Source organism: [Clostridium] hylemonae DSM 15053, from assembly GCF_008281175.1.
Taxonomy (GTDB): Bacteria; Bacillota; Clostridia; order Lachnospirales; family Lachnospiraceae; genus Extibacter; species Extibacter hylemonae.
The window spans coordinates 2,706,569-2,729,184 of record NZ_CP036524.1; the positions used below are offsets into that span (position 1 = coordinate 2,706,569).

24 protein-coding genes and 1 riboswitch are annotated in these 22,616 nt (G+C 55.3%); all 24 genes read right to left on the bottom strand.

Features of this window, described 5'->3' with window-relative positions; all coding sequences use genetic code 11:
- Window positions 1-5: 5 nt before the first annotated feature.
- The 24 genes from LAJLEIBI_RS12575 to LAJLEIBI_RS12690 all read right to left on the bottom strand — a co-directional run bounded on the left by LAJLEIBI_RS12575 (window position 6) and on the right by LAJLEIBI_RS12690 (window position 22,517).
- Window positions 6-827, bottom strand: coding sequence for an ABC transporter permease (locus LAJLEIBI_RS12575; RefSeq protein WP_167534343.1), 822 nt, complete (start codon window positions 825-827; stop codon window positions 6-8).
- The gene (locus tag LAJLEIBI_RS12580) at window positions 824-1,744 is read right to left on the bottom strand and encodes an ABC transporter permease (RefSeq protein ID WP_006442466.1); all 921 of its coding nucleotides are present in this window, start codon (window positions 1,742-1,744) and stop codon (window positions 824-826) included. Before LAJLEIBI_RS12580 ends, LAJLEIBI_RS12575 begins: the two co-directional genes overlap by 4 nt.
- Window positions 1,745-1,777: 33 nt before the next feature.
- Window positions 1,778-3,319, bottom strand: a complete 1,542-nt coding sequence (gene cobA / locus LAJLEIBI_RS12585; protein ID WP_006442467.1) for a uroporphyrinogen-III C-methyltransferase — start codon at window positions 3,317-3,319, stop codon at window positions 1,778-1,780.
- Entirely contained in the window at window positions 3,303-4,199 is an 897-nt protein-coding gene (gene hemC / locus LAJLEIBI_RS12590) for a hydroxymethylbilane synthase (RefSeq protein WP_006442468.1), read from the bottom strand. The genes cobA and hemC overlap by 17 nt, the downstream gene beginning before the upstream one ends.
- Window positions 4,187-5,713 carry a cobyric acid synthase gene (locus LAJLEIBI_RS12595; protein ID WP_006442469.1) on the bottom strand — a complete coding sequence of 509 codons (1,527 nt, stop codon included), beginning with the start codon at window positions 5,711-5,713 and terminating at the stop codon, window positions 4,187-4,189. The genes hemC and LAJLEIBI_RS12595 overlap by 13 nt, the downstream gene beginning before the upstream one ends.
- Before the next feature lie 15 nt (window positions 5,714-5,728).
- On the bottom strand, window positions 5,729-6,862 hold the full coding sequence (locus tag LAJLEIBI_RS12600) for a pyridoxal phosphate-dependent aminotransferase (protein ID WP_006442470.1): 1,134 nt from the start codon (window positions 6,860-6,862) through the stop codon (window positions 5,729-5,731).
- A gap of 1 nt (window position 6,863) precedes the next feature.
- Window positions 6,864-7,829, bottom strand: a complete 966-nt coding sequence (gene cbiB / locus LAJLEIBI_RS12605) for an adenosylcobinamide-phosphate synthase CbiB (RefSeq protein ID WP_006442471.1) — start codon at window positions 7,827-7,829, stop codon at window positions 6,864-6,866.
- Complete coding sequence (locus LAJLEIBI_RS12610; RefSeq protein ID WP_147570452.1) at window positions 7,826-8,431, bottom strand: histidine phosphatase family protein; 606 nt, start codon at window positions 8,429-8,431, stop codon at window positions 7,826-7,828. The genes cbiB and LAJLEIBI_RS12610 overlap by 4 nt, the downstream gene beginning before the upstream one ends.
- Window positions 8,428-9,189, bottom strand: coding sequence for an adenosylcobinamide-GDP ribazoletransferase (locus LAJLEIBI_RS12615; protein WP_006442473.1), 762 nt, complete (start codon window positions 9,187-9,189; stop codon window positions 8,428-8,430). The genes LAJLEIBI_RS12610 and LAJLEIBI_RS12615 overlap by 4 nt, the downstream gene beginning before the upstream one ends.
- Window positions 9,190-9,199: 10 nt before the next feature.
- Complete coding sequence (cobT, locus tag LAJLEIBI_RS12620; RefSeq protein ID WP_187120280.1) at window positions 9,200-10,288, bottom strand: nicotinate-nucleotide--dimethylbenzimidazole phosphoribosyltransferase; 1,089 nt, start codon at window positions 10,286-10,288, stop codon at window positions 9,200-9,202.
- Between the two features lies 1 nt (window position 10,289).
- Window positions 10,290-11,681: a cobyrinate a,c-diamide synthase gene (locus LAJLEIBI_RS12625; protein ID WP_006442475.1), complete on the bottom strand. Its 1,392-nt coding sequence runs from the start codon at window positions 11,679-11,681 to the stop codon at window positions 10,290-10,292.
- On the bottom strand, window positions 11,681-12,913 hold the full coding sequence (gene cbiE / locus LAJLEIBI_RS12630) for a precorrin-6y C5,15-methyltransferase (decarboxylating) subunit CbiE (protein ID WP_006442476.1): 1,233 nt from the start codon (window positions 12,911-12,913) through the stop codon (window positions 11,681-11,683). The genes LAJLEIBI_RS12625 and cbiE overlap by 1 nt, the downstream gene beginning before the upstream one ends.
- Complete coding sequence (cobJ, locus tag LAJLEIBI_RS12635) at window positions 12,906-13,637, bottom strand: precorrin-3B C(17)-methyltransferase (RefSeq protein ID WP_006442477.1); 732 nt, start codon at window positions 13,635-13,637, stop codon at window positions 12,906-12,908. Before cobJ ends, cbiE begins: the two co-directional genes overlap by 8 nt.
- Complete coding sequence (cobM, locus tag LAJLEIBI_RS12640; protein WP_006442478.1) at window positions 13,630-14,403, bottom strand: precorrin-4 C(11)-methyltransferase; 774 nt, start codon at window positions 14,401-14,403, stop codon at window positions 13,630-13,632. The genes cobJ and cobM overlap by 8 nt, the downstream gene beginning before the upstream one ends.
- A 5-nt stretch (window positions 14,404-14,408) precedes the next feature.
- A complete protein-coding gene (gene cobI, locus LAJLEIBI_RS12645; protein WP_006442479.1) occupies window positions 14,409-15,146 on the bottom strand; it encodes a precorrin-2 C(20)-methyltransferase in 738 nt (245 codons plus the stop codon).
- Window positions 15,147-16,301: a cobalt-precorrin-5B (C(1))-methyltransferase CbiD gene (gene cbiD / locus LAJLEIBI_RS12650; protein ID WP_006442480.1), complete on the bottom strand. Its 1,155-nt coding sequence runs from the start codon at window positions 16,299-16,301 to the stop codon at window positions 15,147-15,149.
- A 21-nt stretch (window positions 16,302-16,322) separates the two neighbouring features.
- The gene (locus LAJLEIBI_RS12655; protein WP_006442481.1) at window positions 16,323-17,105 is read right to left on the bottom strand and encodes a sirohydrochlorin cobaltochelatase; all 783 of its coding nucleotides are present in this window, start codon (window positions 17,103-17,105) and stop codon (window positions 16,323-16,325) included.
- Entirely contained in the window at window positions 17,102-17,968 is an 867-nt protein-coding gene (locus tag LAJLEIBI_RS12660) for an energy-coupling factor ABC transporter ATP-binding protein (protein ID WP_040434830.1), read from the bottom strand. Before LAJLEIBI_RS12660 ends, LAJLEIBI_RS12655 begins: the two co-directional genes overlap by 4 nt.
- A complete protein-coding gene (gene cbiQ, locus LAJLEIBI_RS12665) occupies window positions 17,965-18,738 on the bottom strand; it encodes a cobalt ECF transporter T component CbiQ (RefSeq protein ID WP_006442483.1) in 774 nt (257 codons plus the stop codon). Before cbiQ ends, LAJLEIBI_RS12660 begins: the two co-directional genes overlap by 4 nt.
- Before the next feature lie 22 nt (window positions 18,739-18,760).
- Window positions 18,761-19,084 carry an energy-coupling factor ABC transporter substrate-binding protein gene (locus LAJLEIBI_RS12670; protein ID WP_006442484.1) on the bottom strand — a complete coding sequence of 108 codons (324 nt, stop codon included), beginning with the start codon at window positions 19,082-19,084 and terminating at the stop codon, window positions 18,761-18,763.
- 1 nt (window position 19,085) lies between these two features.
- Window positions 19,086-19,835: an energy-coupling factor ABC transporter permease gene (locus LAJLEIBI_RS12675; protein WP_006442485.1), complete on the bottom strand. Its 750-nt coding sequence runs from the start codon at window positions 19,833-19,835 to the stop codon at window positions 19,086-19,088.
- Between the two features lie 100 nt (window positions 19,836-19,935).
- Window positions 19,936-20,126, bottom strand: a riboswitch (cobalamin riboswitch).
- Window positions 20,127-20,149: 23 nt separating this feature from the next.
- Window positions 20,150-20,923 carry a precorrin-6A reductase gene (cobK, locus tag LAJLEIBI_RS12680; protein WP_006442486.1) on the bottom strand — a complete coding sequence of 258 codons (774 nt, stop codon included), beginning with the start codon at window positions 20,921-20,923 and terminating at the stop codon, window positions 20,150-20,152.
- A gap of 15 nt (window positions 20,924-20,938) precedes the next feature.
- Entirely contained in the window at window positions 20,939-22,081 is a 1,143-nt protein-coding gene (locus LAJLEIBI_RS12685; RefSeq protein WP_006442487.1) for a cobalt-precorrin 5A hydrolase, read from the bottom strand.
- Window positions 22,065-22,517, bottom strand: a complete 453-nt coding sequence (locus tag LAJLEIBI_RS12690) for a superoxide dismutase family protein (RefSeq protein ID WP_006442488.1) — start codon at window positions 22,515-22,517, stop codon at window positions 22,065-22,067. The genes LAJLEIBI_RS12685 and LAJLEIBI_RS12690 overlap by 17 nt, the downstream gene beginning before the upstream one ends.
- Window positions 22,518-22,616 lie beyond the last annotated feature (99 nt).

Consider the following 22,616-nt stretch of genomic DNA (forward strand, 5'->3'; position numbering starts at 1 on the left):
TACCGTTATCCTTCCTCTGCCCGGCGGACGGCCTTCTCAAGCCCCGCGCCGATCAAATTTACTGAGAGTATCAGTATGCACAATACGAGGATCGGATACAGCATCTGGGCCGGCGCCACCTGTATCTGGCTTCTCGCATCCTGTATGAGTGTCCCGAGGCTTGCGGCCGGCGCTGAGATGCCGACTCCCACAAAGCTTAAGAACGCTTCTGTGAACATGGCTTTCGGTATGAGAAAGGTAAGGTTCACAATGATGGCCCCGGCGGCGTTCGGCAGCAGGTGCACAAAGAGTATCCGTCCTGTTCCTGCGCCGAGCAGACGGGCAGCTGTACAGAAGTCTTCCGATCTAAGCCTCCTGATCTCGCCTCTCACAATGCGCGCAAGCCCCACCCATCCGCCGATGCAGAAACCAAGCAGTATGCTGCCCGCGCTTGCTCCCATGACAAGCATGATCAGGATCACATAGAGAAGTGACGGGATCGAATCGATCACATCCGCCGCGCGCATAAGGAGCATATCCGTCTTTTCTCCCCCGCAGCCGGCAGCGCTTCCGTACAAGATCCCCACTGCGCCGCATATAACGGCGCTGCCGATACCGATGGAAAGGCTGATCCTCGTCCCGCTGAACACGCGCACGAAAATGTCCCTGCCGAACTTGTCCGTCCCAAAGAGATGGGCCAAAGAAGAAGGGGCATTGCGCAGTCCTGCGTTCTGAGCAGTATCCGTGTAAGGAGACAATACCGGGATAAGGACAGCCAGCGCTGTCATGACCGCAAGCAGAATGACCCCTGTGACAAGCAGCGGATTTTTCCTTAGATAAGTTTTCATCTGCACGTCCTCCTTACTCTCGGGTCCAGCCATGCTCCCACCAGGTCTGTTATGAGGTTGATGCCGATAACCACCGTACCCATGAATACCGTAAGCCCAAGGATGAGCGTATAATCCCGGTTCGCGATGGAAGTGACGAACTCGCGCCCAAGCCCCGGAATTGTAAAAATACTCTCTGTCACAAAGCTGCCCGTCAGCAAAAACGCGGCGGCAGGCCCGATATAGTTCAGAACCGGAAGCCAGGCATTTTTCAGCACATGCATAAAGAGGATCCTGCGCCTTCCAAGTCCTTTTGCCCTGGCCATCACTACATAGTCCCGTTTCATCTCCTCCTCTGCCGCATTGTGTATCATCCTCGTGATGACAGAGGCGGGATACACGGCAAGTGAGACGACCGGAAGCACATAGTTTGCCGCCCCTGTAAGCCCGGCAACCGGAAGGAACTTAAGCTTAACGCCAAACAGCAGCGCAAGCAGGAGGGCGATGACAAAGTTGGGCATTCCAGTCCCAAGCATCGTGCCAAGAAAGATGCCCCCTTTCACCGCCTTCCTTTCGGTGACTGCCTGCCAGACTCCCATAACCGTGCCGAGCACGACCGCCAGAAGTATAGCCAGAAAACCAAGGAAAAATGTGACAGGCCACGCCCGGGCGATCACCTCCGCAACGGACGTGCCCGGTTTTTTGTAAGACATGCCCAGATCTCCCCGCAGGAGGTTGCCGAGATAGGTCACATACTGTCCGCCCGCCGGTTTATCGAGACCGTATTCTCTTTCCAGTGACCGAAGCACAGATTCCGACACATTCCCGCTCTGGAACGGACTGCCCGGTATCATCCTTGTCAGAAAAAACGCAGCTGTAACAAGCACAAAAAGAGCAAGGATACCAAGCAATATCCTTCTGCGTGTGTATCTTCCCATGAAGCTTCCTCCTTCCGTACGCCGCACGTCTCCCTACCGGCCGTGCCTCCCCAGTTCTTCCAGTATCTGTTCCGTCATGCTGTCCATGGAAGCCTCTTTCGCTGTGCTAATATGCATGCCGAACTTTGCTGCCTCCTCTGCCGTCTGCGCTCCGATACAGAAGGCATGGATGCTTTGAAAGTCCAGTTGTTCCATCGTCTGCACAAATCCTTTGACCGTCGATGCGCTTGTAAAAGTCACGGCATCTATCCCGCCCTCTTCAAATAAGGACTGTATCTTCTCCTTCACCTGCTCATGCGTCTCGTATACCGTCTCATACAGCGGGATATCGTCCACTTTAAGCCCCGCTTCGAGAAGGGGCGGCAGAAGTTCCTCAGAACCGGACATGGCACGGACCGCCGTGATCCTGGCGCGCGGCTGCGCACAAGCGGCGACCGCCTCTCCAAGCCCGGCGGCGCAGTACACATCCGGCACGACGTCGGCCAGCAGACCGTAACCTCTGAGCGCTTTCTCTGTTGCAGAGCCGATGGCTGCGATCTTCACTCTGGCGGACCTGCCGAATATATGTCTCACATCCATCTTAAACTCTGCCAGCTGTTCAAAAAATATCCGGACGCCGGCCGGGCTTGTAAAAAGCAGCCACTCTTCCCCGGCCCGGTCTCCAAACTGCTTCATCGCGCGCTGCAGCGCGAAATTAGGCGATATGGACCTCGTTGAAATAGCCGGAAGTTCTATGACCTGTGCCCCGAGACTTCTCAGCTTTCCCGCAAGGGCAGAGCTGCTCATCCGGGGACGGGTAATGAGGATCTGCCGTCCTCCGAGCGGCCGTTCTTCCGCCCAGCAAAACTGCTCTGACAGCGCACACACTTTTCCGACGAGGATGACTGCGGGAGTCCCGATGCCGGCCCGTCCCGCATCCTCTGCAAGACGTCCCGCGGCAGAGACGACACGCCTCTGCGCAGCGAGCGTCCCCTTTTCAAGCACAGCTGCCGGGGTATCCGGGTCAAGTCCTGCCTCTATGAGTCCATTCAAGATGCGCTCCATGGAAGTAAGACCCATGAGAAAGACGAGCGTCCCCTCCACATTCACAAGGGAATCATAATCAAGCGTTTCCGTCCCGTCCTGCCTCGGATGTCCTGTGACAACGTGGAAGGAGGAGGCATGATCCCGGTGGGTGACAGGTATGCCCGCATAGGCGGGCACCGCTGACGCCGACGTGATCCCCGGAACGATCTCAAACGGAATGTGGTGTCTTACCAGAAGCTCCAGTTCCTCTCCGCCGCGCCCGAATACAAAAGGGTCTCCCCCTTTGAGCCGCAGTACGTTTTTCCCTTTCTGCGCTTCCCGGAGCAGAATCTCATTGATCTCCTGCTGCATCATAAGATGATGGCCCGAGCGTTTCCCTACGTTTATCACTTCTTTCCCGGGCGGTATAAGACTAAGTATCTCCGCACTGATCAAAGCGTCATAGACGATCACATCCGACGATTCTATCAATTCCCGTGTCTTTACGGTGAGCAGTCCCGCATCTCCGGGACCCGCCCCCGCAAGCCACACCTTACCTGACTGATCCATCCTCTTCCTCCCGTCTCATTTCTTCTGCCAGAGCCGCGCCGAGCTGTCTCGCTCTGTCCGTCTCCCCTGTCCTTGTTCTGGTCCGGTATATATCTCCTCCGCAGTAATAAAGTCCCGTGAGCTTAAGCTCCGCTCCCTGCGCCTGCGCATGTGCCGCGACGGGAGACGTGCATCCGCCGCCAAGCGCAGCCGCAAACTCGCGCTCGGCCTCTGCTTCCGCTCTGCTCTTTCCACACGCAAAGGAAGTAAGCCAGGAATAATCCCTCCCTTTTCTTCCCTGCACAGCCAGAATCCCCTGGCCGACAGCCGGAATGATCTCATCAACGCTAAACACTCTCCCTGCCACTTCCTCCATATGGAGGCGCTTCAGGCCTGCCGCGGCAAGCACTGTCCCGTCAAACCCTTCCTCTGAAAGCTTTCTGAGCCGCGTCTGTACATTGCCCCGAATGCTACGGAACGTGCACGACGGATACAGCCGCTTCAGTTGAAGTTCCCTGCGCCTGCTGGAAGTGCCGATGACACCGCCCTCCGGTATGGAGGTCCGCCCCGGCTTGTAGATGAGCACATCCCTCGGGTCCTCCCTCTCGCCGAATGCAACGACAGGCAGGTCTTCGGGCACTTCCATCGGCACATCTTTCAGGCTGTGCACGCAGATATCGATCCGACCGTCCAGAAGGGCCTTCTCCAGCTCCTTGACGAAGAGTCCTTTCCCCCCTGCCAGCTCCAGCCTTCTGTCCAGAATTTTATCCCCCTCCGTCTTCATCGTCACGATCTCTGCCTTTATGTCAGGACAGTTTCGCTCCACGGCCTGCTTTACGATCTCCGCCTGTTTTACGGCCAGCCGGCTTTCCCGGCTTCCGATTCGTATTATAGACTGCATGCTGCCTCCTTTCCATTCTCCAGAATGTCATATACTGCATCCATATCCAGACTTTCCCTTATGACCGCCGCCAGCTTATCATACTGTTCTTCCTTGTAAGCCGCAAGATCGCGCGGCTTTACTGCGCTTAAACCAAGTCCCTTTGCCGTAAGAAGCGAACGGACAAAACCGGCCGATGTCTCCGTCAGGTCGAACAGACCGTGCACATAACAGCCGTACACATTTTTGCATGCAGCGCCGTCTCTTATCACCGCGCCGTTCTCTTCGTTCTCGATCTCAAGAAACGGCCGCACCCCTTCTTCACAGACCGTGCGTCCCATATGTATCTCATATCCTTCGGCCGGCAGCCGGCTCATGCCTTGCAGAATGCCGTCCACAGAACAGATCCTTCCTCTGACCCTCGTTCTTGTTTTTTCCCGTTCAAACACGGTGCGCACCGGCAGGAGGCCGATTCCGGCCACAGTTCCCTTACGCTCCACTCCTTCAGGGTCACAGATCTCCTGCCCGAGCATCTGATAACCGCCGCAGATCCCGAACACCGTCTTCCCTTCGGCAGCGTGGCGTAAGACCTTTGCCTCAAGCCCGTTTTGCCTCATCCAGAGCAGGTCCTCTATCGTATTCTTGCTGCCAGGAAGGAGGACCGCATCGGGACGCCCGAACGCTCCCGGCGCGGACACATAACGCACGGATACTTCCTCCATGCACTCCAGCGCCATAAAGTCCGTAAAATTCGAGATGCGCGGAAAACGCAGTACAGCGATGTCGACGAGACCGCCGGATTCTTTCTTCTCAAACCGCTCAGTCAGACTGTCTTCCTCGTCGATGTCCAGATGAAAATAAGGGATCACACCTCTTACCGGCACGCCGGTGCGCTCTTCAAGCATCTCAAGCCCCGGAAGGAGAATATTTTTATCTCCCCGGAATTTATTGATGACCATTCCTTTGATCCGCTGTCTTTCCTCCTCTTCCAGAAGCTCCATCGTCCCGACAAGCTGGGCAAACACGCCGCCTCTGTCGATGTCGCCCACGAGAAGTACAGGCGCGTCCACAAGCCTGGCCAGCCCCATATTCACGATATCCCCGCTTTTCAGGTTGATCTCGGCCGGACTCCCCGCCCCTTCTATGACAATAACATCATATGCATCCGAAAGCTTGTTGTAGGCATCCAGAATGTGGGGGACGAGCTCTTTTTTGCGCCGGTAATACTCCGCGGCCGGCATCACCTCCGTCACTTCTCCGTTTACGATGACCTGAGAGCCCATATCGCTCGTAGGCTTGAGAAGAATGGGGTTCATCAGGACCGAAGGCTCCACGCCGGCAGCCTCCGCCTGCATCACCTGGGCCCTGCCCATCTCAAGCCCCTCCCGCGTGATAAAGGAATTGAGCGCCATGTTCTGAGATTTAAAGGGCGCGGTCCTGAACCCGTCTTGGGCAAATATCCTGCACAGTCCGCCGGCCAGGATACTCTTTCCCGCATTGGACATCGTCCCCTGTATCATAATGCATTTTGCCATGCTCTACCTCCTCCTTTACAAACGCCCTGAAGTGCCTTCCTTGTATATTTCCCGCAGCGCCTTAAGCAGCATATCATTCTCTTTACGCATCTTCACCGCTATGCGGTAATATCCTTTCCTCAGCCCCTCATAGTTAGAACAGTCGCGGATCAATATGTTATGTTCCTTCAGAAGCGCGGACAGATCGTATCGGCTGTATAAAAGTATATAGTTCACAGCAGACGGATAATACGTGATGCCCATATGCTCCAGTTCTTTTTCGATCCTCCTGCGCTCCCGCGCCACATACGCTCTTGTCCTTTGGACCCGCTCCGTCTCCGACAGCGCTGCAAGCCCCGCGGCCTGGGCGGGCACCGACACATTCCACGGCTGCGTCACAAGCTCCATCTTCTCAAGAAACGCCCGGTCGGAACAGATGCCGTATCCGAGCCGCAGGCCCGGCATGGCATGCATCTTAGTAAATGCACGGAGAAGCAGGACCCACGGCTTGTCAAGAACCGCTTCTACCGGAAGGATACTGTACGACCGCTCGAGAAATTCGCAGAAACACTGGTCTATCACTGCCCGTATGCCAAGTTCACCGCACCGGCCGATAATGCGGTCAAGCAGCGGCAAGTCAATGACCTGGCCGGACGGATTGTCCGGCGAGCAGAGAAAGATCATATCCACATCCTCTGTCAATTCCTCCATATACCGTTCGGTCAGCCGGAAGCTTTCTTCCTCCTCCATATAGTGGTACACGACTTCACAGCCTGCCGCCTCAAGCGCCATGGCATATTCTGCAAAAGACGGCGCAGTGAGTACCGCCCTGCGGGGACGTCCGGCAAAGGCCGCAGAAAAGATGAGTTCCGCAGCTCCGTTCCCGAAGATAAAATTCTCTTCCGAAATGCCGTACCGCTCTGCCAGCGCACATCTGAGCTTCCTGCATCTGCTGTCCGGATAAGCGCCGATATGCGCGGCTTCCGTGCGCACGGCCTCAAGCACCTGGCCGCTTGGCCCAAACGGGTTGATATTGACAGAGAAGTCTGTCATTCCTTCATATGTATAGATATCACCGCCATGTATATATTCCATCATACCTCCTGCTGTGATGCGGGGCAGTCCGCTCCCCCGTATCCGCGCCGCTTTGCGGCGCATACCTTTTGTCATGTCAGCCTGTAAGCACCGCCGCCAGCCTGAGCATCCCAAATAGGAGGAACGACAGGATGGCGGTGGCGTACATAAGCTTTCCGGCTCTGACGATATCCTCCGCCTCAGCCGGTCTTATATCATCGCCGATATATGCTTTGGGGTAGCGCACACCAAAGTACCACGCGTCCCCCGCAAGGCGTATGTTCAGGGCGCCCGCGCATACCGCCTCTGTCTGCGCCGCGTTCGGACTGGCATGCTTTTTTCTGTCCCGGCGGTAGATCCGCCACGCACTGCGGCCGTCCATCCCGAGAAGAAATGCCGCGGCGGTCATAAACAGAGCCGACAGCCTGGCCGGCACGTAGTTGAGCACATCATCCATCTTCGCGGCGCATCTTCCGAGATACAGATAGTTCTCATCCTTATACCCGATCATAGAATCCATCGTATTGACCGCCTTATAAAAGAACCCGAGAGGCGCTCCTGCGATCATCATATAAAGCAGCGGCGCTGTCACTCCGTCCGACGTATTCTCTGCCACAGTCTCGACTGCCGCTCTTATCACGCCCGCCTCGTCAAGCTTTGCCGTATCCCTTCCCACGATCATAGAGACGGCCTTTCTCGCCTCCGGCAGACTTCCTTCCTTTAACTTCCCGTATACTTTCCTGCTCTCCTGCCCAAGCGATCTGGCCGCCAGAAGCTGGTAACACCAGAAGCTCTCCAGTACAAAACGAAGCGCCGGATGAACGGCCCCCGCCGCGTAAAGCAGCAGACACGGAACGGCCGCCGACAGAGCGGCCACTGTGATCCACATGAGCACTCCCGCCGTTATGAGCCGGCGCTTGTTATCCCTGCACACTTTTCTGGACAGATGTTCCAGAAAGGAGATAAACCGGCCTATAAGCCTGACCGGATGGTACAGCCATATCGGATCGCCGCATATGAGATCTAGTATAAATCCTGTCAGACAGGCCATCAATGTAATCATAAAACCTCTATCTCCGTAAACACAATTCTTCCCTGTTTCCATTCATCTTCGTCCAGGGTGACTGCATAGCCTCCGCCGTTCTCCGGCTGCCATTCGTAAAATCCCCGCTGCTTTGGATCAAAACGGGACAGGACCGCCATTATCGTACCCCCGTGCACGACCATGCCGGCGCGCGCGCATCCTTTTCTTATCAGACAGTCCGCCGCCCGGGAAAAGCCGCTGACACAGCGGTCCTTAAAGGCGTCATGGCTCTCGCCGCCCGGAAAGGGAAGTTCTCCTTTTGAGGCAAGCCACTCCCGGTAAACAGGCAGGTCTTTCAGTTCCTCATAATTGTGCCCTTCAAACAAACCGAAATCACACTCCCGCAGCTCGTCAAAAAGCAGGGGAGCTCTGCCCGCAAACAGCAGGGCGGCCGTCTGCACACACCGCTTCATCGGGCTTGCCGCCACATACTCCACACTGCCGTGGTCTTTCAGCCGCCCGCGCACTGTGCGCACCTGTATCTCCAGGTCTTCTCCGGCAAGTTCCTCGTCTGTCCGCCCCACATACCGCTTCTCTATATTGCCCGGCGTCGGAAAATGCCGGATCATCAAAATCTTCATAATATCCTCCCTGCCAGCACGATACACGTAAGCATGGCCAGTTCACAGACCTGCAGAAAATAACCGGCCAGATCTCCTGTGATGCCGCCAAACTGCCTGTCGCACACAGATCTGTAATAGAGAAAGCTCAACAGACCGGCCAGCACGGACGCTGCTCCCATCTTCTCGTCCAGTACAAGGGAAAGAACGGAAAACATAAGGATCAGCACGATCATCACGATGCGCACTCTCTTCCTGACAGCCGCAGCCTGAAAGGTACTGGCAAGGCCGGTATCTCTTGCCGCCTTAAATGTCACGACCGACAGTCCGCTGAGCGCTCTGGAAATGACATAACCGCAGCCGATCACCGGAAGCATGTCCGCCTCAGCCTCCGTCCACACCGCCACACTCCACAGAAGATAGCAGCACAGTCCGAGAATGGCGAATGCGCCTGTATGCGGATCCTTCAAAATGGCCAGCTTCTTCTCCCTGTCACCGTAGGAGCCAAGCGCGTCCAGCGTGTCCATGAAACCGTCCATATGAATCCCCCCTGTCACAAGTACAGGAAGCAGTGTCATCACGACGGCGAACAGGAACGCCCCCGCTCCCGCCCGCAGCAGAAGCATCCCGGAGACAACTTCAAAAACCCCGGATACCATGCCCACTGCCGGAAAAAAACACATAGCATACTTCATATTTTTCTCCTGCCACTCCACCCGCGGTACAGGAATTTTAGAATACATGGAAAACGCAATGAAGAATGATTCTAATATATACATAATGGTTCCTCTATTTTAACCTCTCATACTGTTCCACATTGATTTCTTCAAACGTGCTCATCCGGCTGTAAACGCTAAGGCCCATGTCGAGAAGCGGAAGCACCGCCACGGCGCCGCTTCCTTCTCCGAGGCTCATATCGCACGTCAGAAACGGCGACAGATGGAGCGCGTCGAGCAGCATTTTCCCCGCAGGTTCCTTTGACACGTGGGACGCAAGGATGTAATCGGCCGCCTCAGGAACGAGGCGTACCGCGCAGAGAGCCGCCACGGCTGAGATAAACCCGTCCACTACCACCGGCACATGCAGGAGCGCCCCGCCTAGATATACCCCTGTAAGGCCGGCGATATCCAGTCCGCCCACCTTGGAGAGCACATCGGTGACATCCTTTCTGTCCGGGCCGTGCAGGCGGATGGCACGGCTGATAACAGAGATCTTCCGTTCCAGCCCCTCGCTGCTGAGTCCTGCCCCCTTCCCGGTCACTTCCTCCACCGGTCTTTGAAGCAGCACCGACGCTACGGCGCTGCTCGTTGTCGTATTGCCGATCCCCATCTCTCCCGTAGCCAGTATGTCATACCCGAGCGCTTTCAGGCGGGATACCATATGTACGCCGACAGACACGGCCTGCCAGACCTGCTTTGGCGTCATGGCGGGCTCCTTCAGCATGTTCCTCGTCCCATACGCCACCTTCTGCTTCGGATCTGTGACAGAGGGGACATCTGTGACCATTCCGATGTCCACCGGAAACAAGTCTGCCCCCGCCACCTCGCTCATAAGCGCCACGCTGGCCGCTTTTTTTGTGAAATTATCCGCCACGATGGCCGTCACTTCCTGCCCGGTCTGCGTCACGCCTTCCTCGACCACACCGTTGTCCGCGCACATGATCACAAGTCCCTTTTTCTCCAGGGTAAAGAGGGGCTCCCGCTTCATGCCCGCGATCTTCACGATGGCATCCTCAAGCTTCCCGAGGCTGGACAGCGGCTTTGCCACAGACGTCCACCGCTTCCCGGCCGTCTCCATGCTTTTTCTGTCCGCCGGTTCTATTGCATTTTGGAGATACTCCGGTGTCAGCCTGTCCGGTATCTGTATTGTCTGCTCCATATCATCCTTCCTTTCCTGTCCACGTCCTGCAGCATGCGGCAAACCGCCGGGCGAACGAAGGATTGGAATAGAAATGCACGTGGGGAAAGCCTGCAAACAGATTTCCCTCTGCATGAACGCACTTCCACGACCGTTTCTTATCCGGCTTCACCGCCGTGCATCCGTTCCCGTTGTCCGTGCTGTCATAATAATGGAACTCATGCCCTCTTAACACCTCGCCCTGGCCGAGGAAACTCCCCGCTTTGCCGGCGGACAGCTCCATATACCCGAACCTTACGAGCCGCTCCTTCCTTCGTGCGCTTGCCTGTATCACATCCGCCATCGGGTACATACTGCCGTCGGCGCCTTCCATCTCCGTGTGAAGATACAGAAAGCCGCCGCACTCTGCCAGACATGGCAGACCGGCTTTGACCGCGCTGCTGATACTTCGGCACATATCTCTGTTGCCGGACAGCTCTGCCGCGTAAAGCTCCGGATATCCCCCTCCGAGTATGAGACCTGAGATCCCCTGTGGCAGCGACGTGTCATGCAGAGGGCTGAATTCCACAAGTTCACAGCCAAGCTCTTCTAACAGCTCCAGATTATCCTTGTAATAAAAACAGAATGCCTTATCCCTCGCCACGGCAACTTTTACAGAATGTGATGCCTGGATCCCTTCTTCCGCCTCTGCTTCACAGCCTGCTTCTTCCCCTGCTTTTCTTCCGATCTCCAGCAGCAGATCCAGGTCGACGGTCTCAGCCAGGAGCTTCCCGGCTCTGCGAAGCTGTTCCTGAATGTCCTGAACCTCCCGGGGAAGCACAAGCCCCAGGTGCCGGCTCTTTAGCCGGAACACCTCGTCTTCCGGCACATAACCGATCACCGGTACCGGAAACCCTCTCTTTGACAGCTCTTCCTCTATCATCTGCTTCATGCGCGGAAACAATCCGCCCGATATGCGGTTTAACAGAATTCCCCGGATATTGCTCTCCTCACGGAAGGTAAGGGCACCGAGAATAAGTGGAACGAGGGACAGCGCCGCCCCCTTACACGGGACTACAAGAATGGCTGGCACGTCAAGGGTCCGGGCCACCTCAAAAGAACTTGCCCGGTCGGTGTCAAGCGACATGCCGTCATAATATCCCATCACGCCCTCCAGCACCGTCACTTCTGCCTGCCGTGCATGTCTTAAAAACAACGTTCTTAAGACATCCCCGGACAGGAAAAACAAGTCCAGATTCTCTGATTCCACACCGAGCGCTTCCCGGTGGAACATCGGGTCAATATAATCCGGACCACATTTGCAGGCCGCCACTTTAAGCCCCCGCCCGGAAAATGCCGACATGAGGGCCGCCGCTATGACCGTCTTCCCGCTTCCGCTTGACAGAGCCGTTATCATAAACCTTGCGTTTTCCATCACCTCTGCCCCTTTCCGTCCGACACGACGTACACTGGATTCTGCGCCGACATCATATGATATCTTCCAAGCTTCCTGGCACGTGACGCTGCGATCTGCACGATCTCCGGATCGAAAAGAAGTCCATCCTCTGCCGCCTTCATCACTTCCCCCACCGTCTCAAGCGACGCGGCATTGATCACGATACCGGCGCCTGGGTTCTTCTTTCTCACCGCGCTCAAAATCGCCTTCAGATTGCCGGAGCTTCCCCCGACAAACACATGTGTCGGCGCCTCAAGCGCATGCACTGCATCCGGCGCTGTGCCCTCTATGATCTCGATATTATCGCACAGGAACCGCCTCCGGTTCTCTTCCAGAAGACGGACCGCCTCCGGATTCTTTTCTATGGCATACACTTTGATCTCCCCGGAGCAAAGCGCTGCCTCCACGGAGACGGAGCCTGTGCCCGCCCCGATGTCATACAGCACCGCATCTTTCGTAAGGCCAAGCTTTCCAATGCTCACAGACCGCACTTCCGACTTTGTCATCGGCACCTCTCCCCGGACAAACGCGTCGTCCGGCAGATGGACCGCCACCCTTTTATCCGGCGAAGGATTCCGCACAAATGCCACGTCAAGCCCTTCACAGTCTTCCGGCTTAAGCTCCCTTCCCGTTCTGTGTACTATGGTCTCGTCCTCATAAGAAAGCTGTCTGCCGATCCAAAATTCCACGTCCGCCAGTCCATAATATCTTATCTTTTCGCAGAGCGCTTCTGCGCACTGGGTTCCGCCGAGAAGCAGGAAGGTCTTTTCGCTGCGCGCGATCGAGTAAATATAGTTCTGGCGCCTGCCGTGGGCGCTCATAAGCGCCGCGTCTTCCCAGCTCACGCCTAGTCTGGCGGCAAGGTAGGCGACAGAAGAGACGCCAGGGATCAGTTCCGTCTCATATTCCTCCAGTTCCCCGGCCAGTGTCTTTGCCCCGCTGTAAAATCCACAGTCCCCGGACAGAGCGACTGCAATATGTCTGTACTCGCTGTGTTCCTCTATGATCTCTTTGATTCTTTCTGCCTTATAGGCATGGTACGACGGCTTCCCAAAACGGGACAACGCCTCCGTCATGCGGTCCGCGCCGATGATACAGTCACAGCGCTCAAGCGCTGCCTGCGCCTCCCCGGTGAGAGAGGCGCCAGCCCCCATGCCGATGCCGGTCAGGCTGATCTTCCGTCTGTTATCCTTATGCATTTCCTTATACATTGCGGTATCCTCTCGGCGTTACCATACTGCCGTCTATCTGTTTTGTCTGCTCGTTGCCGATATATACGGTCGTGAACATGTCCGCCTCTGTATCCTTAAGCTCCGCCAGCGTCATGACCTGCCGGGCCTCTCCATCTCTTCCGATATTCCGGACAGTTCCGCAGACTGTATCGTCTCTTTTATACTCCAGCAGTATCTCGCATGCCCGCTTCAGATGATCTTTCCGCTTCCTGCTGGACGGGTTATACAGGCAGATGACAAAGTCTGCCATGGCGGCTGCGCGGAGTCTGGCCTCTATCTTCTCCCACGGCGTGAGCAGGTCGCTTAAACTGATCACCGCAAAATCATGCATGAGCGGAGCGCCGAGTACAGCCGCGCCGCCGGTGGCCGCCGTGATCCCGGGGACTACCTTGATATTGACGTGCGGGTATGCGCCTTTTATCTCATACATGAGCCCGGCCATTCCATACACGCCGGCGTCGCCGCTGCACACAAGACTTACATCCCTGCCCTGTTCTGCCTCCTCAAACGCCATCCGGCACCGTTCTGCTTCCTGTGTCATAGGCGTTGTCAAAAATGTCTTGTCCGGATATTGCCCGCGTATGAGGTCAATATATACCGTATATCCGATGATAATGTCACAGCTCTCCAGCGCCTTGCGGGCTTCGCCTGTCATCTGTTCACCGCCGCCCGGACCGATTCCTACCACATATACACTATTCATGCTCCTGCCCTCCGGCCGCCGCTTTGCGGAATTCAGTGCCAAATGCCGGATCGTACAGTTTTGAATGCTCATAGCTGCCATCCAGCACTCTGCCGACAACGATGAGCGCTGTCTTTATGATTCCTTCCTCTTCCGCGGTCTCTGCCAGCGTCTCCACCGTACAGCGGCATACGTTCTCCTCCGGCCACGTCGCTTTATAGACAACGGCCGCCGGAGTATCCCCGTCATAACCGCCCGCCATGAGCTCCTCCTGAAGCGCAGGGAGCATGCCCGTGCTCAGGAATATGACCATCGTGGCCCCGTGCGCCGCAAAGCTTCGGATCGACTCTCCTTCCGGCACCGGGGTCCTGCCTGCCATTCTCGTGATGACGACAGACTGGGAGACGCCGGGCAGCGTATACTCTGCCTCAAGGGCCGCCGCCGCGCCGCAAAAAGAACTTACGCCCGGACACACCTCATATGGTACCCCTTTTTCCGCCAGGGCGTCCATCTGCTCCTTCACCGCCCCGTACAGACACGGATCGCCCGTGTGCAGACGCACAACTTTTTTTCCGGCCGCCGCGCCGTCTACGAGCACTTCCAGCACCTCGCCGAGCGTCATGCGGGCGCTGTTGTATACCTCGCATCCCTCCTTCTTCACATCGAGAAGCGCGGGATTGACAAGAGAACCCGCGTACACGATAATATCGGCCTCTTTCAGAAATTTCTGTCCCCTGACTGTGATCAGATCACTGGCTCCGGGACCTGCTCCTACAAATACGATCATCTGTCTCACTCCTTAATAATCATCAATGAATAATAACCTGCGTCGTCCGGGATATCCTCCACATCCTCATATATACGCTCATCGGGCATACCGCAGTTTTCCGCCATCCGCGCCTTAAGTCCTCTGTCCTTTACCGCCTGTTTTACAGCGGGCATCTTCTTCCCCGCCTTCATGAGCACCTTCGTCCCGGGAAGCCCGAGACTCTCTTCCACGCCGTAGGACGCCGGGATGATGTGGATCTCTTCCCTGTTTTCGGCAAGGCCTGTGTCCATCCTGGCGGCTGCCGCGCAGAAGGAAGGTATTCCCGGAACAAGGCATGTTCTGTACCCTTGTCTTTTCAGACGCTTGTGCACATACAGACACGTTGAATATATGCTCGGGTCACCGAGTGTGATAAACGCGATCTTTTTCCCCTGCGCCAGGATCTCTCCGGCCGCATCGGCACATTCGTCGTGGATCTTTTTCAGCTTCTCTTTTTCCTTGATCATAGGCATGGGCAGATAGAGCATTTCTTTTTCCTCCATGCCGGGTACCGAAGGGAGCGCGGTCTGATAGGCAGTGCACCTTTTCAGATATCCGCCGTGTTCCTCCCTGCGTACAGCGTCATACACCGGCCTGTCCGCCGATTTGTCCGACACTGCCACCGCGATGACCTCGCACTCCTGTATGATCCTGACTGCTTTGAGCGTAAGAAGCTCCGGATCCCCGGGCCCTACGCCTACTCCGTAAAATATCCCTTCCATCTACACAGTTCCTTTCCGTATCTGTTCCAGTATCTCTGCCGCACGTGATGTCTGTCCAAGTATCCCCTCTTCTGCGGAAAACACGATGGCGCCGGTCATCAATGTCTTTCCGGCGCGCTGCTTAAGATGGACATCGATCTGTTCCATAATGGTCTGCATGACAGGCTCCAGCATATTGCTGGCTTTCAGAATATCCACCGCCCCGGCCGTAGTCACACATTCCATCAACTGCCGCACCGTATCCCGAGATGCCCCGGCGAGGGCAGCGTGGGCGGCAAACACTTCCATCCGGCAGTCCGCCTGTCTGGAATGGGTATTCATCACACCGGCGGCTATCTTGACCAGTTTCCCGATATGCCCGACGAACAGGATCCCTTTCATGCCCATCCTGACGGCATCATCGATCGTCTCTCCGATATAGTTGCTGCATTTTACCGCAAGTCTGCCGTCATATTTCAGTGTCTCTGTCAGAAAATCACTCCCGTAATTGCCGGGCACGATGTAGCACCATTCATGACCGTTTTCTTTCAGCACTTTCATTTCGAGACAGATCGTATCCGTGAGCGCCCGCTCACTCATCGGCTCCACGATCCCGCTCGTCCCTAGCACAGAGAGCCCCCCTTCAATTCCAAGTCGGGGATTGAACGTCTTCTCTGCCAAAGCCTCCCCTTCCGGTATGGATATGATGATGTGCAGGCCAAAGGTACATCCGAACTTCCGTCTCTGCTCCTCCACCGCCTCCACGATCATACGGCGCGGCACTTTATTGATGGCGGCCGCCCCCGGCGGCTGATCGAGCCCTTTCTTCGTGACTCTTCCCACGCCTTTTCCTCCGTCCAGACTGACTGACGTCCCCGCGCGCCTTGCCACTTCCGCAAAGACGAGCACACCGTCCGTCACATCCGGGTCATCCCCGCTGTCCTTGCGGACTGCGCAGCTTACACGGTCTGCTCCCATGTCAATACACTCCACGGCCAGATAGAGTACGGCCCCTTGCGGAGTCTTAAGAGACACCTGATATACCGGCTCTTTCGACAGCAGCATGAAAGCCGACGCCTTCGCCGCAGCAGCCGCGCAACTTCCGGTCGTATAACCGGTGCGCAGCAGCTTCTGATCTTTCCATACGGTCTGTGTATTCCTGCCGTCTCCTTTCATCCGGATGCTCCTTTCTCCAGGCTACATGACAGCCTCTATGTGCTCTGCATAGATATTTCGGATCCCTTTCATCTCGCCAAGCCCTTTCACAAGCGTTCTCACCTCATAACCGGCCGCCTCAAGCTCTGTCTTCCACGAATCATCCTCCCCCGCCATGTCATTTTTGGCATGGTCTCCTGCCACTACCATGAACGGCATGAGCATGACTTTTTTCATGCCCGAGATCTCCAGTCTGGTCATCACATTGCGCAAGTCCGGGAAACCTTCCACCGTCCCTACAAGTACCTGACTGTACCCGAGGGAATGAAAGGTATACTCAAGCGTAGGATAGGCGGCATTGGCGTGATGATCCGTACCGTGCCCCATCAGGACAAGCGCCTCCCCCTCTTTTAGCTCCACTTCCGCCATCACTGCATGGATCGCCTTCTTATAATCATCCACACTTGTCAGCAGCGGTCTGCCGGCCCGGATTTTCTTAAATCTGTCTGTATATTCCATCAGGTCTTCCATCATCTTGTCATTTTCGATCCCGTTTATGATGTGGGTCGGCTGGACGATGACTTCCTCCATCCCGTCTGCCGCCATCTGCTCCATGGCGCCTTTTACCGTGAAAATATCCAGGTGCTGCGTCCTCTTTAATTTCCTCAATATCATCTGACTTGTAAACGCACGGTATACGCGGTATGTGGGAAATGCTTCTTCTATATGCCGCTCCACCTGCTCAATACTCTTTTTCAGCGCATCCATATGGCTCGTTCCAAAGCTTACCACAAGTACCGCCCTCTTCGTCTTTCCTTCCATCATCTTCCCTCCGCTATATATTGTTCCAGCTGCTCAAAATTCACAGGCGGCCTCAAGTCTTTCTCCAGAACACCCTTTTCCTCGAGACGCCAAAAAAGCCGGAGTACGGCCGGCGCCTCCTGGTTCGCAAGGGCCAGCTCCTCCCTGCTGCCGCACACCGTTACAGGGTCCGCCTGAAGCAGTACCCTCCCCTCATGCATGAGCACGATCTCATCCGCCCATTCAAGCGCATAGCCGATGTCATGTGTGGCCATCAATATGGTGATCCCCTCCATTGCCAGTCTGTCCACGATCTCGTTCATGAGCTTCGTATGCTTTGCGTCAAGCGCAGACGCAGGTTCATCGAGAATGATGACATCCGGGTGCATGACAAGAACATCCGCGATGGCCACCTGTTTTTTCTGCCCTCCGCTCAGTGCATGCGCCGGACGGTCCCGGAACGGCGTGATCTCCAGATCATCCATCACCCGCTCTATCTCACTTCGCACCTCAGCCTCCGGAAGTCCCAGATTCATAGGTCCAAAAGAGATCTCCTGGTATACGCTCGCCAAAAACAGCTGATCATCCGGGTCCTGAAATACGATCCCGACTTTGCGTCTTACATCCATCAGTCCTTTTCTGGAATAGTCCAAAGGCCTGCCTCCAATGAATATCGTCCCACTGTCCGGTTTATGGATCCCATTGCAGCACAGAAAAAATGTAGACTTTCCCGAGCCGTTGGCCCCTAAGAAAGCGACCTTTTTCCCTCTTGCGATCTTCAGGCTGACGCCGTTCAATGACGGCCGGCCGCCGTCCTCGTACGAATAATAAACATCCTTCGCTTCTACAATGATATCTTCAGCCGTCTCTTCCGCTTCTTTCCTCATACGGTTCTCCTCCATATCACAAGTGCCAGCAGTATAAGTTCAAATAATACGATGCCTGCTATTTCCGCCGGCCGCGCCGGCCTCTGTTCCTCCAGCACCCGGATCGTCCCGTCATAGCACCTTGACTCCATTGCGTCGTATAAAGCGCCGGAACGGCGGAACGCTTTGATCAAAAGCCCACAGCCCATCTGTCCGAAGGATCTCACCGATGTCCTGAGATCCCGGTTTCCAAGTCTTGCTTTCTGAGATACGAGTATGGCGGACGCAGTCTCCATCAGTACAAATATATACCGGTAGATCAGAAGCATCAGTTCTATGATCACCCTCGGGCACCGAAGCCGGTTCAATACCGACATAATGTCTGTCATCGTCGTGTTGAGCGACAGAAAGTACAGACAGGAGACCGCCGACATGGCTGTCACGATCAGGCGCACGCCAAATAGGACCGAATCCCGGCTTCCCGTGATAAAAAAGGCGCCCACCGGTACCGCATAGGCATCCAGTGGGACTTTGGAAATATTCACGATAATGGCAAGTGTACTTAAGATAACAAACGCAAGAGGAACCGCCATAAGCCGTATATAGTGCCCCGGGGCGATACCGCCCTTCCTCACGGTCAGAAAGCTGTTTACGGCAAGTACGGCCGCTGAAATTAGAAACATACGGCTGAGAATGCAGAACAACAATGACAACATGGAAAAGGCAAATTTTTCTCCCGCATTTACATACCTGAGCTTTGACTGGTAGCAAAGCTTGTCAACAACGATCATATACTGCTCCTCTCACCGGTGTCTATTCCTTCTTTGCCTCATCGCCTCTCAGCCATTTTCTGCGCTCTACAAAGCGTCCCATGAGAAAGGCGATTATGCCGACACCGATCCCCGTCTGAACACAGAAGACCAGACTCTCTATTTCACCCGGCAGTTCTCCTCCGAGCGCTGTCTCCAGCACCGGGGTGAACCACGGTGTATATTCTCCGTTGATCTCTTCCACCATCACGCTTCCCGCATCGTCTGAACCGCCGAACTCGGCTCCCTTCAGGGCAAATAACGGAATAACTGCTATCAATACCGCAGCAGCCAATAATATGATCACTGTCTTTGTATTTTTCGTCATCTTACCTTGCCTCCTTCAAAAAACCTATTGCTTTCAGTTCCGGTCTTGCATAGGATTCCAGGCCGATCACTATGACAACGGTCAGAATCCCCTCGATCACGGCGAGCGAAAGCTGGGTGGGCGCGAACACTCCGAGGAATTTTACAGCGGAAGCCGCAGCCCCGCCGGACTCGGAAGGATACGCAATCGCAAGCTGTATGCTCGTCACGCAATATGTAAAGATATCCCCGAGACACGCCGCCAGAAATACGGAAACTTTTCTGTTCATTTTACATTTGGAACAGAGCTTATAGATACCAAACGAAAGCAGCGGTCCTGCAACCGCCATGGAAAATGTGTTGGCTCCGAGTGTCGTGAGGCCTCCGTGGGCAAGCAGAACTGCCTGGAACAGCAGCACGATGACGCCGAGCACGCTGACCGCAGAAGGGCCGAACAATATAGCCCCAAGGCCTGTCCCCGTCATATGTGAGCAGCTTCCTGCCACGGATGGGATCTTCAGGGAAGATATCACAAAGATAAATGCTCCCGCCATCGCGATCAATGTTATGGATTTTCTGTTTTCTTTTAGTCTTTTTTTCAGTGAGATCAGTCCGGCTGCCAGAAACGGGATACAGATAACTCCCCATGCAACGCAGAAAGCTGCAGGGAGATATCCCTCCATAATGTGCATTGCATTTGCAACCGGTGTGACGGCAAACATAAGCGCAAAGGCTATGGCTGCCTTGAGTAAGATTTTTTCTTTTTTTGACATGTTTTTCTCTCTCCATTCGTGGTTTTTTCTGAAAATATTCCAGGCTTACCACAAAGTCAAAAGAGATTCGCAGCAAACACCCGGTCATATCCCCGTAACCATCCAAATCCATCTAAAAGCGGGTGTTCTGACTTAGGCATCCTCACGGTATTCCGCCTTCCCATAAGTATACTTACAGTGACCTAATGGAATACCACTCCTCCAATACAGCAACGGGTATTGTGCAGGATTCTCACCTGACTTCCCCTGCCGCCTTTTTTCAGACGGCCTTCTTTTAAATTGTCTGCCGGATTTGAACTAATTCATTATGAATTCTAACATAATCCTTCCAAATAAGCAATCAGATATGACTTCGTTTCTTCCAGGCTCAGGCCGCTCTCTTTTGGCCTTCCTACGACAACGAGCACAGCCCCGGTCTCCCCCGCCGCCTCTTTTTTCTCTTCATAGCCGCCGGCCTTCCCGGACTCCTTTGTCACAAAATACGCGGCGTCCGTATACTTCAGCATGGCGGCATTCAGTTCTGTGGAAAAGGGGCCCTGCATGGCCATGAGATGCGCGCCCGTAAATCCAAGCGCTGTACTTTCTTCCACAGCCTCCTTCGTGGACAGAACACGGGCGTAACACCGTTCCCGGTAATCCGCGATCTCTGTGTAGAGCTTAAGTTCCTTACTCCCGGTGGATATAAAGATATTGCCCTCTGTCTCCTTCAGATAGTCCACCGCTTCCTTTACAGAAGCAACGTACACGACCCCGTCCTCGTCTTCCGCTGAGGACTGCCTCTTTCGCACACACCGGATATATGCGGTACCGCACGCCTTGCAGGCGCGCCTTATATTCTCTGTGGCCACTCTCGCGAACGGGTGGGTGGCGTCGACCGTCAGCGCGATATCGTGTTTTCTGATAAACCAGCAGATCTCTTCCTCATTCATTCTTCCTGCGCATACGGTGATGCTTCCGCCCTCTCCCACACATTCTTTCCCATATTCTGTAGCGGTACTCACATATGCCTTCGCCCCCTGCCCCCTTAAAAGCTCCGCCAGTTCTCTTCCTTCTGTTGTCCCTGCAAACAGCAGTATCTTTGCGTCCATCCTTTTCTCCTTCTCTTAAAAAGACAGTCTGCACCTGTCTCTGACGAGGGCAAACGTGGCTCCCTGTGCGCATATCTTAGGCTGGATAAGCTCTCCGTCCTGACAGAATCGAAGCGCCGCCCGCTCGCATACATTGTCCACGCCCGTCACCCGCTCCACAAATTCGGAATGGGAGCTGACCGCTGATACCGTACTGAGCTGCTCTGCCGTAAATGTCTGAAACGGCACGCCGTATTCCGCCGCCAGCGCGATGAGCCCCGGCTCCTCTTTTTTGAGCTCTATGCTGGCAAAGGCCGCCAGCTGGCCGGGCAGGATCTTGTTTGCCTCAAGCACCTCCGCAAGTCCGGCTGACAGCTGCCCCTTCTCTGTCCCCTTCCGGCACCCGACGCCTGCCACAATACGGGGCTTGTGTCTCAGCCGCAGAACCGTATCTTCTGCCGTTTCTTCCCTGCTGTCCGACTCGTCCACGACCGCCACCGCATACGGGTAATACTTAAGTTCCCCGGGGGCTTTGCACAGACGCAGCTCCTCCGGCACAGGGCCGTCCACAGGGAAGGTACTGTAAAATCCGATCTCCTCCTGTTCCAGCACTGCCGCGGATATCTTCTTCGCAAGTTCCCTGCTCTCGATCACAAGCCCGTTCTTAAGCGCAAACATATCGACGGCAAACTTTCCCTGCACATCGGTCGCAGTGGTGATCACCGGCACACCCCCGGTATATCCGGCTAGCTCCCGCGCAAGCTCCACTGCTCTTCCCGCATGTCCCGAAAGAAGCGGGATAATGTACTGTCCTTTTTCATCCATCACAATGACCGGAGAATCTGTGAATTTATCCTGGACATACGCGGCAATAAAGCGCACCGCGATTCCCGCCGCTCCGATGAAGAGCAGCGCCTCCTTCTCCCAGAGTTCCCCTATAAGCCCCTTCGCATCCTCAGGGAGCGGGCGCAGCCCATACCGGCCGGCGAACAATTGCGGCGCATAACAGGCGCAGGCCGTCCGCCCTTTGGCATACTGCCTGCAAAGTGCGGCGCTCAGCCTGCTGCCTGCATCTGTAAAACTGATTATCGTTAAATTCTTATCTTCTTTCATGGCTGTATTGTAAGTAAAAATGCTGTGAAAGTCAAGTGCGCCGGCGCGGTCATCCTTCCCAGACAACGATCTCTCCGCACGCGATCTTCGCGCCTGAGCCGCCGGAGGGCTGCGTTCTGAAATCATCCGGCATATCGTGGACGATCACCGTTCTCCCGATCACCTCTTCCGGATAAAAACGCCCCGTATATACAGCCATCCAGGCGATGCCTCCCTTCACGAGCAGACTCGGCAGATCTCCCGCGTGTCCCGGATGCTCTTTCTTCCCCGGATTATAGTGTCCTTTTGCCCCTGCGAAGGCATCCTGCGCGTTTCCCGTACAGGATGTGCCCTCGTGAATGTGAAAGCCGAGAAACCCTCCGGAAGCCTGTTCCGTTTTTTCCGGTATGCCGTAGACTTCCGCCACGACTACCGTGCCGCCGTATGTACTGTAAAAATAAACATTGCCCCTGATATCCTCAAGTCCCGGCGCCCCTTTAAGCTTTGCGCGGGCTGCCGGCATTTCTCTTATAAATTCTTCCAATATTATAACCCTCCACTCCTGTCAGATATTGAGCCTGCTTCAATATGATATGCCTTAATGGGCATAATGTTTCCCGTT

Bases quoted from the DNA above. Each gene is read 5' to 3' on its own strand.
- LAJLEIBI_RS12575 (WP_167534343.1), bottom strand. From the start codon at position 827: ATGAAAACTTATCTAAGGAAAAATCCGCTGCTTGTCACAGGGGTCATT.
- LAJLEIBI_RS12580 (WP_006442466.1), bottom strand. From the start codon at position 1,744: ATGGGAAGATACACACGCAGAAGGATATTGCTTGGTATCCTTGCTCTT.
- cobA (WP_006442467.1), bottom strand. From the start codon at position 3,319: ATGGATCAGTCAGGTAAGGTGTGGCTTGCGGGGGCGGGTCCCGGAGAT.
- hemC (WP_006442468.1), bottom strand. From the start codon at position 4,199: ATGCAGTCTATAATACGAATCGGAAGCCGGGAAAGCCGGCTGGCCGTA.
- LAJLEIBI_RS12595 (WP_006442469.1), bottom strand. From the start codon at position 5,713: ATGGCAAAATGCATTATGATACAGGGGACGATGTCCAATGCGGGAAAG.
- LAJLEIBI_RS12600 (WP_006442470.1), bottom strand. From the start codon at position 6,862: ATGACAAAAGGTATGCGCCGCAAAGCGGCGCGGATACGGGGGAGCGGA.
- cbiB (WP_006442471.1), bottom strand. From the start codon at position 7,829: ATGATTACATTGATGGCCTGTCTGACAGGATTTATACTAGATCTCATA.
- LAJLEIBI_RS12610 (WP_147570452.1), bottom strand. From the start codon at position 8,431: ATGAAGATTTTGATGATCCGGCATTTTCCGACGCCGGGCAATATAGAG.
- LAJLEIBI_RS12615 (WP_006442473.1), bottom strand. From the start codon at position 9,189: ATGTATATATTAGAATCATTCTTCATTGCGTTTTCCATGTATTCTAAA.
- cobT (WP_187120280.1), bottom strand. From the start codon at position 10,288: ATGGAGCAGACAATACAGATACCGGACAGGCTGACACCGGAGTATCTC.
- LAJLEIBI_RS12625 (WP_006442475.1), bottom strand. From the start codon at position 11,681: ATGGAAAACGCAAGGTTTATGATAACGGCTCTGTCAAGCGGAAGCGGG.
- cbiE (WP_006442476.1), bottom strand. From the start codon at position 12,913: ATGTATAAGGAAATGCATAAGGATAACAGACGGAAGATCAGCCTGACC.
- cobJ (WP_006442477.1), bottom strand. From the start codon at position 13,637: ATGAATAGTGTATATGTGGTAGGAATCGGTCCGGGCGGCGGTGAACAG.
- cobM (WP_006442478.1), bottom strand. From the start codon at position 14,403: ATGATCGTATTTGTAGGAGCAGGTCCCGGAGCCAGTGATCTGATCACA.
- cobI (WP_006442479.1), bottom strand. From the start codon at position 15,146: ATGGAAGGGATATTTTACGGAGTAGGCGTAGGGCCCGGGGATCCGGAG.
- cbiD (WP_006442480.1), bottom strand. From the start codon at position 16,301: ATGAAAGGAGACGGCAGGAATACACAGACCGTATGGAAAGATCAGAAG.
- LAJLEIBI_RS12655 (WP_006442481.1), bottom strand. From the start codon at position 17,105: ATGATGGAAGGAAAGACGAAGAGGGCGGTACTTGTGGTAAGCTTTGGA.
- LAJLEIBI_RS12660 (WP_040434830.1), bottom strand. From the start codon at position 17,968: ATGAGGAAAGAAGCGGAAGAGACGGCTGAAGATATCATTGTAGAAGCG.
- cbiQ (WP_006442483.1), bottom strand. From the start codon at position 18,738: ATGATCGTTGTTGACAAGCTTTGCTACCAGTCAAAGCTCAGGTATGTA.
- LAJLEIBI_RS12670 (WP_006442484.1), bottom strand. From the start codon at position 19,084: ATGACGAAAAATACAAAGACAGTGATCATATTATTGGCTGCTGCGGTA.
- LAJLEIBI_RS12675 (WP_006442485.1), bottom strand. From the start codon at position 19,835: ATGTCAAAAAAAGAAAAAATCTTACTCAAGGCAGCCATAGCCTTTGCG.
- cobK (WP_006442486.1), bottom strand. From the start codon at position 20,923: ATGGACGCAAAGATACTGCTGTTTGCAGGGACAACAGAAGGAAGAGAA.
- LAJLEIBI_RS12690 (WP_006442488.1), bottom strand. From the start codon at position 22,517: ATGCCGGCAGCCCGCGCAAAGCTTAAAGGGGCGCCGGGACTTGAGGAT.